Source organism: Chryseobacterium piperi (assembly GCF_002285635.2).
In the GTDB taxonomy this organism is placed as follows: Bacteria; Bacteroidota; Bacteroidia; order Flavobacteriales; family Weeksellaceae; genus Chryseobacterium; species Chryseobacterium piperi.
This window is the reverse complement of the sequence record NZ_CP023049.2, coordinates 4,018,724-4,035,204: the sequence shown is the minus strand read 5'-3', so window position 1 is coordinate 4,035,204 and position 16,481 is coordinate 4,018,724. Positions and strand designations below refer to the sequence as shown.

The window sequence follows — 16,481 nt, the reverse complement described above, 5'->3', positions numbered from 1 at the left end:
TAAAAAGTTCAGGTATTTTCCTGAACTTTATTTTTTATTTAATTTAAAACTTTTATTCTTCAACAAGTTTCTCCGACTGTGAGCCAATAAAAGGAATTTTCGGAGCCAGAAAATACCCGGTTAAACTGGCAAAAAGTATAGGTACGAAATAGGTAAATCCGGTTAATGTTCCTAAAATAATAGTGGTACTCATCGGAGTTCTGGTGACACAGGCATTAATTGCTGCCATACAGCTTACAATAGCCAAAGTAGTATCAACAGAAGGAAAAAGGTGATGGATAATCAATCCTAAAGTAGTTCCCACAAAGAACAACGGAATAATAAAACCACCTCTCCATCCCGAAGTTACAGTAATTGCTATTGCCAGTATTTTAAAGACTAAGATGTACATTAAGAAGCTCAGTGCAAAATGGCCATTGATAAGCTCATTCACCTCATGATGTCCGAAATATCTTGTGATTGGAAAATAATAGGCAATAATTCCCAGAACAATCCCACCAACTAAGGTTTTAATATAAATCGGAAAATTTTTATACTCAAAAACTCTTTTGAAAAATTTAACTACAAAAATAAAAATCCAGCCTACAAAGGTAGCTACCATGGCAAACAAAACAGCATACAGAAAGTCATAGACTCCTGAATAGTGATAAGCCTTTAAATTCCATGTAGCTCCGATTCCTAAATGAATGATCAACGCAAACACAACATAGCTGAAACAGCTTGCAACCAATGCAGGAATAATTGCTCTGTAATATTCTACAGCATGTTTATGGTGTAAAATCTCCAATGAAAAAAGGCTTCCGCCAAGCGGTGCTCCAAATAAAGCTGTAAAGCCGGAAGCCATCCCTGCAATGCTTAAAGAGCGTAATTCTTCCCCTTTTAATCTGAAGATTTTCCCTAACCAGGTTCCTGTAGATCCTGTAACCTGAACTAAAGGTGCTTCCGGTCCTAAGCTTCCTCCTGATGCTACACAAAACAATGATGATAGGATCATGGAAGGATTATTTTTAGGATCTAGCTTCCCTTTATTGAATCTGATGTTATTAACGATCAGATGAATTTCACCCGGATCTCCGATAAAATAGATAACCAGCCCTGCCAGTAAACCACAGACCGCCATTGTCGGAATTACCATCCATCCCTGGTATTGGGCTAAAAATTCTGTAAAATGTTCTAGAACGATCCAATACAATCCGGCTATAACACCCCCTATCAATCCTGTGATCGCCCACATAAAAAAGGTCCGACTGAACACAAAAGGATTAAACCTGATAGGTTGATCCAAAAGATTGAATGTTCTTATTAAGCGCCGTCTCCTATTAATTTTCATTATGTTGCTATATTCTGTTTTTAGCAAAATAAAGAATAAGCATTGCCCAGCTAAGAATCATCAGCAAACCTCCCAGCGGAGTAATCGGTCCTAAAAATTTGAGATTAGCTCCAAGATAATCCTGCAGACTTAAGAAATAGATACTGAATGAAAAAAGCATAGTTCCCGCAATCATTAGTATAGAAACCCATTTCTCTGATGAAGTTTCAAATTTTAATAGGTAGCCCACAATGAGTAAAAAGAAGGCTGCATACATTTGATATCTGACACCGGTTTCAAAACTCTCCAGCCTTTCAACCGTTAATATTTTCTTTAAAGCGTGCGCACCAAATGCACCTAAAATTACTGACAGCATGCCATAAACAGCACCAAAAACTAAAGTAATTGTTTTCATTTTTTGAATATTATCACAACAGATTTTTTACACCAATCTGTTTTATTTATAATTTAAAATTTTAAAGACCAGTGATACAGCTCCTATAGCAATAAATACCCAGGCGAACTTCTTGTTTCTCACAAATCCCGGATCTTTAGTAACCTTCAGAAAAACTCCGAAAAGCAACATCAAAGCAGATACAATAATTCCAAACATATTATTGACCTCTTAATCTGTTAAACTCATTGATCACTTCATGATGAGTCACCGTTTTATCTTTAAAGTATGTCACAAAGTGCTGCTTCTCTTCTTCCGTAGCTCCCATCTGATTCAGGATATTCAGCAAGTGCATTTTCATATGTCCTTTCTGAATTCCGGTAGTTACTAAAGAACGTAACGCGCCAAAATTCTGAGCCAATCCTGACACCGCAAGAATACTCATCAATTCCTGAGCTGATGGTTTTCCAAGTAATGCTAATGAGAATTTCACCAACGGGTGAAGATTCGTTAAACCACCTACTACTCCTACTGAAATAGGAAGATCAATCCAGAACCTAAAAATACCGTTATCTATAGTACAGTGGGTAAGCGATCTGTACTGTCCGTCTCTGGCAGCATAGGCATGCGCACAAGCTTCCGTAGCCCTGAAATCATTTCCGGTCGCAATGACTACTGCATCTACTCCATTCATCACTCCTTTATTATGCGTAGTAGCACGGAACGGCTCAATCTCGGCAATAGTCACTGCCTGCTTAAATTTTCTGGCAAATTCTTCATTTGAGATTCCGCTATCGTCTTTTAAGTCATCAATTTTACAAGACACCTCAGCTCTTACAATACAATCAGGCGTAAAATTAGAAAGAATGTTCATTACGACCTGTAATGAATCTTTTTCTTCCTGAGTAAATTCATCCTCTTTTGCCACCTCTTCTCTAAGGGTTTGTCCAAATTTCTCAAGACAAGAATTGATAAAGTTAGCTCCCATAGAATCTACCGTATCAAAACTCGCTTTCAACTGAAAATAATGAGGCATTTCAGCTGTTTTATCAACCAGCTTGATATCCAGGATTCCCCCGCCACGCTTTCTCATATTTGCAGTAATATCCTCTGTAGATTCCAAAAGCTTTTTCTTTAATTTGAAGTTAAAGAAATGAAGCAATTTATGAGACTCCACATTAAATATAAAATGGGTGTGTCCTAATTTCTCAGTGTTGATAATGGTGGTCTTAAAACCTCCTTTATCAATCCAAAATTTCGCGGCTTTAGAAGCTGCTGCTACAACAGAGCTTTCTTCAACAGCCATTGGAAGGGCCACCAGCTTTCCATCAATTAAAAAGTTAGGGGCAATCCCATAAGGCATATAGAAATTGGAAATTGTATTTTCAGAAAATTCTTCATGAAGTTTCTGAAGATCAGCATCTGCATTCCAATATTGTTTTAATATATTTTGATATTCCTGGTTTCCGTCAAGATATTCGCTTACAAGCCAGTCGATTTTCCCCTGTTTAGTCAATTTGGAAAAACCTTCAATCGGTTGATGATTCATAGTATAACTTTAATGAACCGTAAATATAATGTTTTGCCACGTTATTTTGTTGATAACTTTCTTTAAAAAAGACTGACATTTCTCAATTTTGGAATTACTTTTGAACTGAAAATTATACATTTAAATAATTTTTTCTTAGAAATACATGAACTTCGATCGCCTGAAAGAAAAACTTGAAATCCTGGCTGATGCAGCGAAATATGACGTTTCCTGTTCATCCAGCGGAGGGACGCGCAAGAATAAAAAAGGTGCTTTAGGAGACAGTTCCGTAAGCGGAATTTGCCATACCTATACAGAAGATGGACGATGTGTCTCTCTTCTGAAAGTTCTTTTAACCAATCACTGTATTTATGACTGTGCTTATTGTGTTTCCAGAAGTTCAAATGATATCAAAAGAGCTGCTTTTACTGTAGAAGAAGTAGTAGATCTTACCATTAATTTTTACCGCAGAAATTATATTGAAGGGTTATTTCTAAGCTCAGGCATATTCAAAAATGCGGATACCACCATGGAACGTCTCGTCAGAGTAGCTAAAAAATTACGTTTAGAAGAGAATTTCAATGGTTATATTCATTTAAAATCAATTCCCGGTGCCAGTGATGAACTTATGCAGGAAGCGGCATTATATGCTGACAGATTATCCATAAATCTTGAAATTCCTACCGAAAGCGGATTGAAATTGCTCGCCCCTGAAAAGAACCGGGAAGATATGCTCAATCCGATGCGGTACATTCAAAACGGAATAGCACAATATAAAGATGAAAAGAAAATTTTCAGAAAAGTTCCTAAGTTTGCTCCCGCCGGACAATCAACACAGATGATCGTAGGAGCCACCAATGAAAATGATCTTCAAATCATAAAAGTTGCCGATTATTTTTATAAAAATTACAATCTTAAAAGAGTATACTATTCCGGTTATGTGCCTGTTCTGGAAGACAAACGTCTGCCATCCTTAACCACTGAAGTTCCAATGCTGAGAGAAAACAGATTGTATCAGTCTGACTGGCTAATGAGATTTTACGGTTTTAAAGCAGAGGAAATCCTCGATCCTAATATTCCTTTCTTAGATCTGGAAGTAGACCCAAAATTAAGTTGGGCCTTAAGGCATTTGCATCAATTCCCTGTCAATCTCCAAACTGCGGATTACCAGATGATTCTCAGAATTCCGGGAATAGGAGTTAAGACTGCAAAAAAAATTATTCATGCAAGGCGTTTTCAAATGCTTAACCTTGATCATCTTAAAAGACTGGGAGCCGCAGTAAACAGAGCGAAATACTTCATCGATTTCAATGCAGGAAATATATACCTGAAATACCTTACCGATCAAAACTTCAGAAAGTTACTTATTGGAGGAAGCTCATCAAAGTTTCATCACCAATTTTCCCAGCAATTGACATTGTTTTAAATCGTTACCGTATACGATTATATTTTCTTAATAATTCCTGCAATTTATCTAAAGACAACGCTTCAATCTGATGTTCCTGATACCCTTTCATAGTTGTGGCCATAGTAAGAGAGTTTAATACCGCTTCTTCTGTAGCTTCTATAGCAGCCATAAACAGCTGTGAAGTATAGTCATTATGCAGATTGGGTACATTTGCAACCGGATTTTCAGGCTGATGCTGTACTCTGGTTCCTAAATCTGTTGAAAAAGCAATTGCATATTCCCCACTACCATGTGAAGCTATTCCTCCTGTTCTTCCTAATCCAATCATAGTTCTTGCAGCTAACCTTTCAAGATTACGACTATCCAAAGGTGCGTCAGTCGCAATAATAATCATACACGAGCCATCAACATTATTTAATAACTGATTGCTAAAAGCAAATTTCTTAAGCTCTTTTCCTACGGGAACACCATCCACCTGTAAAACCCCACCGTAATTCGTCTGCACCAAGACTCCAACAGTATATCCTCCAAGACTTTGTGGCAGCTTACGTGATGAAGTACCAATTCCTCCTTTATAACCAAAACATACGGTTCCCGTACCCGCACCAACGTTTCCCTCCATTACTGAGGACCCCGCTTGCTTTATAGCGTCAAGAACATCTTGTTCCTGAATATGACGCCCGCGGATATCATTAAGCCATCCATCATTCGTTTCTCCTACCACGGCATTGACTGACTGTACTTTCTCATTTCCCTTCTGCTGAAGTGTATAGTTAACCAGGGCGCTAATTCCCGTACTTACATTTAAAGTATTTGTAAATACAATAGGTGTTTCAAGATTACCCAGCTCCATAACCTGAGTACTACCAGCCAATTTCCCAAAACCATTTCCTACAAAGATAGCTGCCGGTACTTTTTGCTGGAAAACATTTCCGTTATGAGGCAATATAGCCGTAACCCCTGTCCTTACACCATCTCCTTTAATCAATGTTTTATGACCGACCAAAACCCCTGCGACATCTGTAATACTGTTCTGCTTTCCTGGCTGTAAAACACCCGGACTTATTCCTAATTCTCGAACTCTTTTCTGACTATAAACGCTTATGCATGCAAAAGCAAGAATCGAAATGGATAGTTTTTTAAACATATTTGTGTTTTTTAATTTTTTCAGATTTTCCCAAAGATAATAAATCATCCAATTAATAATTGTAAGTTTTGGTTAATGATCCGTTTTAAAGGTAAGCGGGCTAAGGTCCGCTCCTAGTGATGTTTTTTTTTAAAAATGTATTCATAAGGTTTATTTTTCAATCTTTTAATCTTACATTCTTATTTTAACTAATTTAGCATAATGATAACCTTATTGCTTTACGACGGAAGTTTCGACGGACTCTTAACAGCTATTTTCGAAGTTTTTGAATACCGTTACCAGGATGTAGAAATTATAGGCAGAGATCATTTTCACCAGGAGAATATCTTTGCAGAAATTCATGAAGTCATTACACAAAACAATAAGGCAGAAAGAGTATTAAATAAGTTGGAGACCAGTATTCATAAAGCTGGAATTCATCAGTTATTAAAAGTTTTTTTATCAGAAGATCCTGAAGCCGAACGATTGATCTTATCAGCTATAAAACAATCTATTCAACATCCTTCCGATAATATTCTTCAAAATTATGCAGATCCGGATATTTTGAAAATTTCTAAAATTAACAAGTCAGTAGATAGAGAAAGACATCGAATGACTGCCTTTGTACGGTTTGAAAAAATGCAGGATGGCGTTTTTTTTGCTAAAATAGATCCTGACTTCAATGTTCTTCCTTTAATTCGTAAACACTTCAAAGACCGATACCAGGATCAGAAATGGATGATTTATGATCTGAGAAGAAATTATGGGCTCTTTTATGATCTTGAACATTGTGAGTTCTTTTATCCTGAAGAAAAAATAAATTTATCCCAGTATCAACAAAAATTTCACGAAGAAGAAAATCAATATCAGAAACTTTGGCAAAGATATTTTACCAAAACCAATATCGTAGAAAGAAAGAATCTAAAACTTCACATCCAGCATGTCCCAAAACGATACTGGAAGTATCTGACTGAGAAAAACTGATTTTACTTTTAATACACCTATCTACGTTACACCCTTTTGATAAAAATATTTCATTACACCTTTAAGAGAGATATAAAAAACATCGAAAACTCAAACGGCAAGATCCTTTTTAACCTTTCAAATTTTAGAAGTATTTAACAATTTATATTCAAAACTATTATCAACTTACTGCCATAATCTGAACTTGTTTTTGTAAATTTGTGTTCGAAATTTTTTACTAGATGAAAGAAAGTGCTGTAAAAAAAATTGCCGTTCTTACTTCAGGAGGAGACTCTCCAGGGATGAACGCAGCATTAAGAGCGGTGGTAAGAACCGCTAACTATTATAATATCGAATGTTACGGAGTAAGAGAAGGCTACAATGGACTTATCAATAATGATTTCCTGAAAATGGGACCCCGATCCGTAAAAAATATAATTAATCAGGGCGGAACTATTCTTAAATCCGCAAGATCTGCTGAATTCAGAACTAAAGAAGGGCGCCAAAAAGCCTATGAAAATTGTGTTAAACACGGCGTTGACGCGCTAGTTTGCATTGGTGGAGATGGAACTTTTACAGGAGCTAAGATCTTCAATGAAGAATTTGGTATTAAGGTAATTGGAGTACCCGGAACTATTGACAATGATATTTTCGGTACAGACAATACTATCGGTTACGATACTGCTTTGAATACAGCCATGGAAGCTATTGATAAAATCCGTGATACAGCAACTTCCCACAACAGGGTTTTCTTTGTGGAAGTAATGGGTCGTGATGCAGGTTTCATTGCATTAAACAGCGGATTAGCGACAGGTGCTTTGGATATTTTAATTCCAGAGAAAAAAGATAGCATGGATGAACTTTTTACAACTTTCAGAAATGCAGAGAAAACAGGAAAAGCTTCAAGTATTGTGGTCGTTGCCGAAGGAGAAAAACTGGCCAACATCTATCAGCTCGCAGAGCAAACCCAAAAAGAATTTCCGGATTATGACATTCGTGTTGCTATTCTCGGACACATCCAGAGAGGGGGATCTCCAAGCTGTGCAGACAGAGTATTAGCAAGCAGACTTGGCTATGGCGCTGTTATAGGACTTATGGAAGGAAAAACAAATGTAATGGCTGGGATGAGATCTAACGATATGGTATACACCCCAATTGAAGAAGCCATCAAAAAACATAACGAAATCAATAAAGATCTTTTACTGATTTCAGAAATATTAGCAATCTAATTTTATAATTGTAAAAATCAAAATATTATGTCAACAATTAAAGTAGGTATCAACGGGTTTGGTAGAATTGGACGTCTTGTTTTCAGAGCAATGACTGAAAGAGAAAACATTGAAGTAGTAGGAATCAATGACCTTATCGATGCAGAGTACATGGCTTACATGTTAAAATATGATTCTGTACACGGAATTTTTCCAGGTGAAGTATCTGTAGAAGGTAACCACCTTGTGGTAAATGGAAAAAAAATAAGAGTAACTGCAGAGAAAGACCCTAACAACTTAAAGTGGAATGAAGTAGGTGCTGACTACATTGTAGAATCTACAGGTCTTTTCTTAACTAAAGAAGCTGCTCAGGCTCACATCAATGCAGGTGCAAAAAAAGTAATCCTTTCTGCTCCTCCTAAAGATGATACTCCTATGTTTGTAATGGGGGTAAACCAGAAAGAACTTACAGATGATATTAAAATTTTATCTAACGCTTCTTGTACTACAAACTGTTTAGCTCCTTTAGCTAAAGTTATCCACGATAACTTCGGAATCGTTGAAGGTTTAATGACAACCGTTCACGCAACTACAGCTACTCAGAAAACAGTAGACGGACCTTCAGTGAAAGACTGGAGAGGTGGTAGAGCTGCATTAAACAATATCATCCCTTCTTCTACAGGTGCTGCTAAAGCAGTAGGAAAAGTAATCCCTTCATTGAATGGAAAATTAACAGGTATGTCTTTCAGAGTACCAACTGTAGATGTTTCCGTAGTTGACCTTACTGTAAGATTAGAAAAAGCGACTTCTTACGATGAGATATGCGCAACAATTAAAGCCGCTTCTGAAGGAGAATTAAAAGGAATTTTAGGGTATACTGAAGATGCTGTAGTTTCTCAGGATTTCGTAGGAGACAAGAGAGCTTCTATTTTTGACAAACATGCTGGTATCATGCTTTCTCCTAACTTCGTAAAACTTGTTTCTTGGTATGACAATGAAATTGGTTATTCTAACAAGTTAGTTGATATGTTAGTACACGCTGCTTCTTTATAATACAAAGAACCAATAGCAATACATATATAAACCCCGCTCAAAAAATTTGAGCGGGGCTTTTTTAGCTTATTATTTCTAAACAACTAATAAAGAAAAGGATAAACTATTATTTTCCAATCTTATCATCCCGTACAAGCCATAGATCTGTTGAATATCTTAACTATCAAGAACAGAATACAAGAAAATCTCAATCATAAAAAAGAGCTGTTTTAAAAATTGAGTTTTCACGGTTATTAGTTGATAACAAATTTTGCTTTTTTTTCAACGTAAAAAAATCCCCCTTTTGTGGTATTTTTTAGAATTTTTTTAACTATTTTTAAGACAAACGAAATTTATGGGAAATTATGAGAAAAAACATCCTCTATTAGAGGCCTGGAATACTTATCCAAGTACCAGAAAGGAAAATAAAAAAGCCTTAAACAAACCTTCTATAGAACGTATTATCGGAGAAATGTTTGCTATTGGAGAATTTTACTATTATGCCTTAAATCTCACCAACAGCACTGTTTTTCATCATCATGAAAATATGTTGAAAATGCATGGTTTAAAAGAGTATCCTAAAGATTTGAAAGATATTATCGACCTCACCCATCCTAATGATATTGAATTTGTTATAAAGGCCGAACAAGCTGCTATTAAAAAGATGTTGGAGATTGGTATAGAGCATCAACTCTATTTAAAATCAAGCTATTGCTTCAGGATGAAAACAGCAAAAGGCAACTATGAACTTTTCCATCATCAAGCCATCCCAACTCTTGAAGACGATGAAGGAAAACTGATTCAGTCGGTCAACATACATACCAACATCAATCATATTACCAGGCAAAATCCATACACCGTTTTAATTTCAGGCATGGGTCCTAGAAATGATTTTCATCAAATTAAAATCGAAGACACGTCTCCATCAACCCAACACCCTATGGGAAGCCTGACTAAAAGGGAAGTTGAAGTTTTATCCTTAATTGCCAAAGGCTATTCAGGTACAGAAATATCTGAAATTCTCATTTTATCTCAGCATACCGTTCGCACTCATCGAAAAAATATTTTAACAAAAACCAACTCAAGAAATGGTAAAGAACTTTTAAAGAAAGCTTTCGAATGGGGCGTGTTTTAAATTATTCATTAAAATAAAAAATTAGATTAAAAATATTCACAACAACCCCCAATACTAAGTTTCGGCGTAAAACTTGTATTTTTATTTATTATGGAAAGTACTGTTTTACATCCCCGTTTCAAAGACTCCGTTCATTTTAAAGACTTTTGGGAAAAAGGCAATGGAAAACAGCTTATTGAAATTTCCGGTGCCAAGGTAAGCTTAAATGATTTTGAAAAGTTCTCCTCTTATTATTATGATATAGATCAAACAGGTGATGAGGTTGTAAAAGACATTTATTTTACAAAAAAATTCCATGAAGCATCAAAAGAAATCGAACAATATATCCGAAACGGAATTTCAGAGACAGATAATGTTCCTGAAAGCGTAAAGAAACTTTTCATTCAAACTCAAAGAAAGCCGGAGTGGCTCAATGATCAATTACTGAAAAGCGGAGCTGAACTTTGCATGCGCTGTGGGTTGGATTCTTTAATTTCATTGAGGGATTACTGCCTAATGGGTGGATATGACTTTGCCTATCTTAACAAACCTCTTATCGTTACTGAAGCATTAAAAAAAGGTGCGGTAAAACGTCTCTCGGAAACTCTGGACTTCTGGGTAAATGTTACAAGATATAATGCATTAGAAATCCATGGTAAAGGTTATGAGTTTGCCATAAAAACCAGATTGATCCATTCCTACGCCAGGCTTTCCATAAAAAAGCACTACAAAAACTGGGATACTGAAAATTGGGGAGAACCTATTAATTCATGGGACATGATGGCCACCTATATTGGATTTAGCTTGGTTTTCTTACATAGCCTCCAAAAACTAGGGAATACCATTTCTAATGAAGAAGAGCTAGGTATCTTCCACCTATGGAAATATGTGGGATACTTACTCGGAATTCCTGAGAATCTTTTGCCTGATAATAAAAAGCAGGCTACGGAATACTTCTATCTATGAACTTCTGTTCAGCCACCATCTGATAAAGACTCTATACTCCTTGCCCACTCTTTATTGAATGAATCATTGGAGAATCCTATATTAAAATTTGAGTTCCAACGAAAAAACCTAAGGTACCTGCACATCTGCTGCACCTGGTTTCTACTGGATGATGATGTTTGTAAGCGCCTGAACATTCCGGATGTTTCTAATAAAAACGGATTTCCAAAAACCAAAAGATTCATTAATAAAATATACAATACAATGCTAAGCCGAAAAGCAAGAATTGCATCCGGCAATAAAAAACATTTAAAAGTATTGGAGGACTATTTGAAAATAACTCAGGGCTCTAATTTTCATTAAATAGTCTATTCAAAACAATGAGTTATTCATAAAACTTATTTTATTTTTCATTTACTATGAGTGACAGCACCATTCCCTGCTGTCATCTGTTTACAGAATGATACAGAGCATCATACAGCTATTAAATTTTATATTTTTTTAACTTTAAAAACAGTTTATCAAATGAAATAATATTAGTTTTTGATCCTAAAATTATGTATTTTTGAGAAATTATTTTATAGAGATGAGTAACATTGATGATAAGAAGAAAGCACTTGCATTAGTGCTTGACAAACTAGATAAAACATACGGAAAAGGAACTGTAATGACATTAGGGGATAACTCTGTTGACAATACAATCGAAGTTATTCCTTCCGGATCTTTAGGATTAGACATTGCATTAGGAGTTGGGGGATATCCAAGAGGAAGAATCATCGAAATCTACGGACCTGAATCTTCAGGTAAAACCACATTAACCCTTCACGCGATTGCTGAGGCTCAAAAAGCAGGTGGAATTGCTGCATTCATTGATGCTGAGCATGCTTTTGACAGAACATATGCTGCAAAATTAGGAATTGATTTAGAGAACCTTATTATATCTCAACCAGATAACGGGGAACAAGCTTTAGAAATTGCCGATAACCTGATACGTTCAGGAGCTATCGATATCGTTGTGATCGACTCTGTTGCTGCTCTTACTCCAAAAGCTGAAATTGAAGGCGAAATGGGAGATTCAAAAATGGGTCTGCACGCAAGATTAATGTCTCAGGCATTAAGAAAGCTAACAGCTACTATTTCCAGAACAAAATGTACAGTAATTTTCATTAACCAGCTGAGAGAGAAGATTGGTGTTATGTTTGGAAATCCTGAAACAACGACCGGAGGTAATGCATTGAAATTCTATGCTTCTGTAAGAGTAGATATCAGAAAAGCAAGTGCGCCGATCAAAAATGGAGATGAGGCAGTAGGAAGCCGTGTAAAAGTGAAAATTGTTAAAAACAAAGTAGCTCCACCTTTCAAGCAAGCTGAATTCGACATTATGTACGGAGAAGGAGTTTCTAAAACAGGAGAAATTCTTGATCAGGCTGTAGAATTAGGAATTGTAAAGAAAAGCGGTTCTTGGTTCAGCTATGAAGAAACAAAACTTGGACAAGGCCGTGATGCGGTAAAAGATGTTTTAAAAGACAATCCTGAGCTTTCCGAAGAATTGGAAAACAAAATTAAAGAAGAATTGAAAAATAAAGCTAAATAAGTTTTTTCAATTTTACAATATGCAAAGACAGCCTTTGGGCTGTCTTTTGTTTTTAATTTTATGCCGTGGGCTAAATTTTGGCTAAAGCCAAATTAATGACCCGCTTTATTAAACATAAGCGGACTTTAGTCCGCTCCTAGTGATATTTTTTGTAAAACGTATTCATGTAAAATGTGTTCATGACGTTTATCCAATAATCTTTTAATTAATTCTTCCTGTCAATCTGTCACTTTCTTTTACATGGTATTTTTTTTGAGAAGAATTAAGCAAATCAAAACTAAATTATTATGACTAAAGGAAATATTAATGTTTCTGTGGAAAATATTTTTCCACTTATCAAAAAGTTTCTTTACAGTGATCACGAAATATTTTTAAGAGAATTAATTTCAAATGCCACTGATGCCACTTTAAAATTAAAACACTTAACAAGTATTGGTGAGGCAAAAGTAGAGTACGGAAATCCTAAGATCGAAGTACAGGTTAATAAAGATGAGAAAACTATCCGCATCATTGACCAAGGAATCGGGATGACTGCAGAAGAGGTTGAAAAATATATTAACCAGGTCGCTTTTTCCGGAGCTGAAGAGTTCTTGGAAAAATATAAAGATTCGGCAAAAGATTCAGGGATTATCGGACATTTCGGATTAGGATTTTATTCCGCATTTATGGTTGCCGAAAAAGTGGAAATCCTTACCAAATCTTATCGTGAAGGATCCACTGCTGTTCGCTGGACATGTGATGGAAGTCCACAGTTTACCCTGGAAGAAGCAGATAAAACTGATAGAGGAACTGAAATCATTCTTCATATTGCTGAAGATTCTACAGAGTTCCTGGAAGAATCAAAAATTAGAGAATTACTTTTAAAGTATAATAAATTTATGCCTGTTCCGATTAAATTCGGAACCAAAACTCATACTCTTCCATTGCCGGAAGACGCACCGGAAGGTACTGTTGCAGAAACGGAAGAAATAGATAACATCATCAATAATCCGGATCCGGCATGGACTATTGCACCAAGCGATCTTACCAGTGAGGATTATATAAAGTTCTATCATGAGCTGTATCCTATGCAGTTTGAAGAGCCTTTATTTAATATTCACCTGAATGTAGATTATCCATTTAATCTTACGGGGATTTTATTCTTCCCTAAACTGGGTAACAATCTGAATATCGAAAAAGATAAAATTCAGCTTTATCAAAATCAGGTATTTGTGACGGATGAAGTCAAAGGAATCGTACCTGATTTCCTTATGCTTCTTCGAGGTGTAATTGATTCTCCGGACATCCCGCTGAATGTTTCCCGTTCTTACTTACAGGCAGATGGTGCAGTAAAGAAAATATCTTCTTACATCACCAAAAAAGTAGCAGATAAAATGGCTTCACTGATCAATGAGAATCGTGAAGATTTTGAGAAAAAGTGGAATGATATCAAAATTGTCATTGAGTACGGAATGATTTCCGAAGAGAAGTTCTATGAAAAATCAGACAAGTTTGCTTTATACCCTACTGTTGACGGAAAATACTTCTTATGGAATGAGTTGACAGACAAAATCAAGCCAACACAGACAGATAAAGACGGTAACCTGATCATTCTTTATGCATCTAATGCTGACGAGCAGCACAGCTATATCCAGTCTGCAAAAGAGAAAGGCTATGAAGTTCTTCTTTTAGATTCTCCTATTATTCCTCATGTGATCCAAAAACTGGAAGGTTCTAAAGAGAAAATCTCTTTCGTAAGAGTAGATGCAGATCATGTTAACAACCTGATTAAAAAGGATGAGCCTGTCATTTCTAAGCTAAATGACACTGAAAAGGAATCATTAAAAAAGAACGTAGAGGAAACCATTAATGATACTAAATTTACTGTACAGCTTGAAGACCTGGACAGCAACGATGCTCCGTTTACAATCACACAGCCAGAGTTCATGCGTAGAATGAAAGATATGCAGGCTACCGGCGGAGGCGGAATGTTTGGAATGGGAAGCTTCCCTGAAATGTATAATTTGGTAGTCAACTCCAATAGTGAATTTGCGAACCAAATTTTAAAAACAGACAATACAGAAGAAAAAGAAAGCCTTATCAAATATGCTTTGGATCTGGCTAAGCTTTCTCAGAACCTACTGAAAGGAAAAGACCTTACTGATTTTATTCAAAGAAGCTACAAACAGCTTGAAAAATAATATAATCAAAGCGGTGTAGATGATCTATACCGCTTTTTCATTATCCTTTCCTTACCATAAGGATCAGAATCAACATTACCAACATTATTATTAAAATTATATTCTAAATGAAAAACACCTATTTTCTTATCAAATACTCTATTTTATAAATTAACTGTCTTTTCAATAGGGTTGAATCTAATTACAGTTTTTAAATCTTTCTGAGCGTGGCTAATTTTAGATTCTAACAATTTTTTTCTATCTACTAAACGGATATTCGTATTGTATAAAATTTCTTTCGGACGATTGATTATTTGTAATAATTTATAATGAAAATTATCTTTATCATCATATACTTCCAGAATTAACCCCGGTAAGCCGGCAAACTTATAGGGACCATCAGGGATTGCAATATCCTTGGTATACCAAACCGTATAGTTTCTTCCACGAAATGTAGTTTCAGCCTTATAACATTCGTAAGTCAAAATCGTTTTTTTATCAGTTCCTAACTTCCACTTCATATCCAGCGGCTCCTCATAACCAAAAACAATCTTATCTATTGCTTCACTAAAAGTAAGCTGTGATTTTTTTAAATTTTTAAAGATTACATTATTAACCCTAAACATAGGTTTGGAAGGGAGTATCGTAACTTTTTGACTGGCAACTATGGAATCTACTTTATATTTCTTTTCGGCCTGAAAAACAGATCGCTTTTCACCAATATACAAACACAGCGTTTCATTACTTTTTACAGCTTGTGTCGAATCTGACCTAAATTCTAAATCATAAATAATTTGTATATCCGATTTAAAAGAAATTTTCTGTGCAAAAAACACTAAAAAATTAAGAAGTAGTATCCCGCAATATATCTTTTTCATCATGTCTATGTATAATTTCCAATTGTAAAATAGCTATCTCAAAAGCAAAGAAAGATAAGAGCTTTTGAGAAGAGTAAACACAAAGTAGAACATCAAATCCTCCATGCCTCTGAAATAGCCGTATTAATCATTTTTTGGTTGCAAATATTAAAGCTTTTACTTTATCATAAGGATAATTCATTGCTTTTATTTTGGTGCTATCTTTAATAACTTCAAAATTTTTAATTTTATCTTTTGAGGTAAGCTCCTGAAATTTCTCCATAGTAGATAGCTTACCATTAATAAAAACACTAATTCTCTCGTTATTTTTAGAATTGCTTATTTGCCTTTTATAATAATCATATGAATAATTACTATAATCCTTTTCTTTAATTCCACGAGCATTGCTACAACTCATAACCAAGCATAAAAATAAAATACATCTCATCCTATATCTATTACAGTATTAAGCAAATGCTCCCCCTTCCGGTGGACAAATCTCAGCAAACCCTACACATCTTCCACAGGCGATAAAAATGGTTTCCCCATTATCACCTGTCAGATAACGTCCGTACACTAAACAGCCGCTTCCATTATCTCCATAACCATATTCTATTTTCCAATCCCTAGCTAATAAATATAGTTGTCTTTCACTGGCTGTACTTTCTTTTAATTTAATGTCACTTTTAGTTGAAACATTAGCACTCATAAATCCGGCAACCCCTATGGCTGCTACTAATAATAATTTTTTCATTGCGTTGTTGTTTTTTTGGTTGTGTTCCAAAACTAAAAAAGAGATGACTCTGCTAATGCATAATTCTATTGTATATTTCTTGCGTTTTTA

16 protein-coding genes are annotated in these 16,481 nt (G+C 35.4%); 8 read left to right on the top strand and 8 right to left on the bottom strand.

What is annotated here, in order from left to right:
* Window positions 1-52: 52 nt before the first annotated feature.
* From CJF12_RS17650 to CJF12_RS17640, 4 genes are read right to left on the bottom strand one after another with little or no spacing between them, the layout of a single operon-like run.
* Window positions 53-1,330, bottom strand: coding sequence for a chloride channel protein (locus tag CJF12_RS17650; protein ID WP_034683710.1), 1,278 nt, complete (start codon window positions 1,328-1,330; stop codon window positions 53-55).
* Between the two features lie 7 nt (window positions 1,331-1,337).
* Window positions 1,338-1,724, bottom strand: a complete 387-nt coding sequence (locus CJF12_RS17645; protein ID WP_034683706.1) for a DUF423 domain-containing protein — start codon at window positions 1,722-1,724, stop codon at window positions 1,338-1,340.
* 42 nt (window positions 1,725-1,766) lie between these two features.
* Window positions 1,767-1,922, bottom strand: coding sequence for a hypothetical protein (locus CJF12_RS19985; RefSeq protein WP_157759871.1), 156 nt, complete (start codon window positions 1,920-1,922; stop codon window positions 1,767-1,769).
* A gap of 1 nt (window position 1,923) precedes the next feature.
* The gene (locus tag CJF12_RS17640) at window positions 1,924-3,252 is read right to left on the bottom strand and encodes a hydroxymethylglutaryl-CoA reductase, degradative (RefSeq protein ID WP_034683703.1); all 1,329 of its coding nucleotides are present in this window, start codon (window positions 3,250-3,252) and stop codon (window positions 1,924-1,926) included.
* Window positions 3,253-3,397: 145 nt separating this feature from the next.
* Between CJF12_RS17640 and CJF12_RS17635 the strand changes: the two genes are divergently transcribed.
* Window positions 3,398-4,657, top strand: coding sequence for a putative DNA modification/repair radical SAM protein (locus tag CJF12_RS17635; RefSeq protein WP_034683701.1), 1,260 nt, complete (start codon window positions 3,398-3,400; stop codon window positions 4,655-4,657).
* 4 nt (window positions 4,658-4,661) lie between these two features.
* Here CJF12_RS17635 and CJF12_RS17630 read toward each other — a convergent pair whose 3' ends face one another.
* Complete coding sequence (locus tag CJF12_RS17630) at window positions 4,662-5,786, bottom strand: DmpA family aminopeptidase (RefSeq protein WP_034683786.1); 1,125 nt, start codon at window positions 5,784-5,786, stop codon at window positions 4,662-4,664.
* Window positions 5,787-5,987: 201 nt separating this feature from the next.
* On the opposite strand from CJF12_RS17630, the gene CJF12_RS17625 reads away from it, so the two are divergent.
* From CJF12_RS17625 to htpG, 7 genes are all read left to right on the top strand, one after another.
* Entirely contained in the window at window positions 5,988-6,749 is a 762-nt protein-coding gene (locus tag CJF12_RS17625) for a TIGR03915 family putative DNA repair protein (RefSeq protein ID WP_051887251.1), read from the top strand.
* Window positions 6,750-6,970: 221 nt separating this feature from the next.
* Window positions 6,971-7,957 carry a 6-phosphofructokinase gene (pfkA, locus tag CJF12_RS17620; RefSeq protein WP_034683698.1) on the top strand — a complete coding sequence of 329 codons (987 nt, stop codon included), beginning with the start codon at window positions 6,971-6,973 and terminating at the stop codon, window positions 7,955-7,957.
* A 27-nt stretch (window positions 7,958-7,984) separates the two neighbouring features.
* Entirely contained in the window at window positions 7,985-8,989 is a 1,005-nt protein-coding gene (gene gap / locus CJF12_RS17615) for a type I glyceraldehyde-3-phosphate dehydrogenase (protein WP_034683695.1), read from the top strand.
* 334 nt (window positions 8,990-9,323) lie between these two features.
* Complete coding sequence (locus CJF12_RS17610; RefSeq protein WP_034683691.1) at window positions 9,324-10,103, top strand: helix-turn-helix domain-containing protein; 780 nt, start codon at window positions 9,324-9,326, stop codon at window positions 10,101-10,103.
* A gap of 90 nt (window positions 10,104-10,193) precedes the next feature.
* On the top strand, window positions 10,194-11,048 hold the full coding sequence (locus tag CJF12_RS17605; RefSeq protein WP_228379085.1) for an oxygenase MpaB family protein: 855 nt from the start codon (window positions 10,194-10,196) through the stop codon (window positions 11,046-11,048).
* A gap of 565 nt (window positions 11,049-11,613) precedes the next feature.
* Window positions 11,614-12,621, top strand: a complete 1,008-nt coding sequence (gene recA, locus CJF12_RS17600) for a recombinase RecA (RefSeq protein ID WP_034683688.1) — start codon at window positions 11,614-11,616, stop codon at window positions 12,619-12,621.
* Window positions 12,622-12,908: 287 nt separating this feature from the next.
* The gene (gene htpG, locus CJF12_RS17595) at window positions 12,909-14,801 is read left to right on the top strand and encodes a molecular chaperone HtpG (protein WP_034683684.1); all 1,893 of its coding nucleotides are present in this window, start codon (window positions 12,909-12,911) and stop codon (window positions 14,799-14,801) included.
* 143 nt (window positions 14,802-14,944) lie between these two features.
* On the opposite strand, the gene CJF12_RS17590 is transcribed toward htpG, so the two are convergent.
* From CJF12_RS17590 to CJF12_RS17580, 3 genes are all read right to left on the bottom strand, one after another.
* On the bottom strand, window positions 14,945-15,658 hold the full coding sequence (locus CJF12_RS17590; RefSeq protein WP_034683681.1) for a GLPGLI family protein: 714 nt from the start codon (window positions 15,656-15,658) through the stop codon (window positions 14,945-14,947).
* Between the two features lie 127 nt (window positions 15,659-15,785).
* Window positions 15,786-16,085 (bottom strand): hypothetical protein, encoded by a 300-nt coding sequence (locus tag CJF12_RS17585; protein WP_034683678.1) that lies wholly within the window; start codon window positions 16,083-16,085, stop codon window positions 15,786-15,788.
* 18 nt (window positions 16,086-16,103) lie between these two features.
* Complete coding sequence (locus tag CJF12_RS17580) at window positions 16,104-16,391, bottom strand: hypothetical protein (RefSeq protein WP_034683675.1); 288 nt, start codon at window positions 16,389-16,391, stop codon at window positions 16,104-16,106.
* Between the last annotated feature and the right edge of the window lie 90 nt (window positions 16,392-16,481).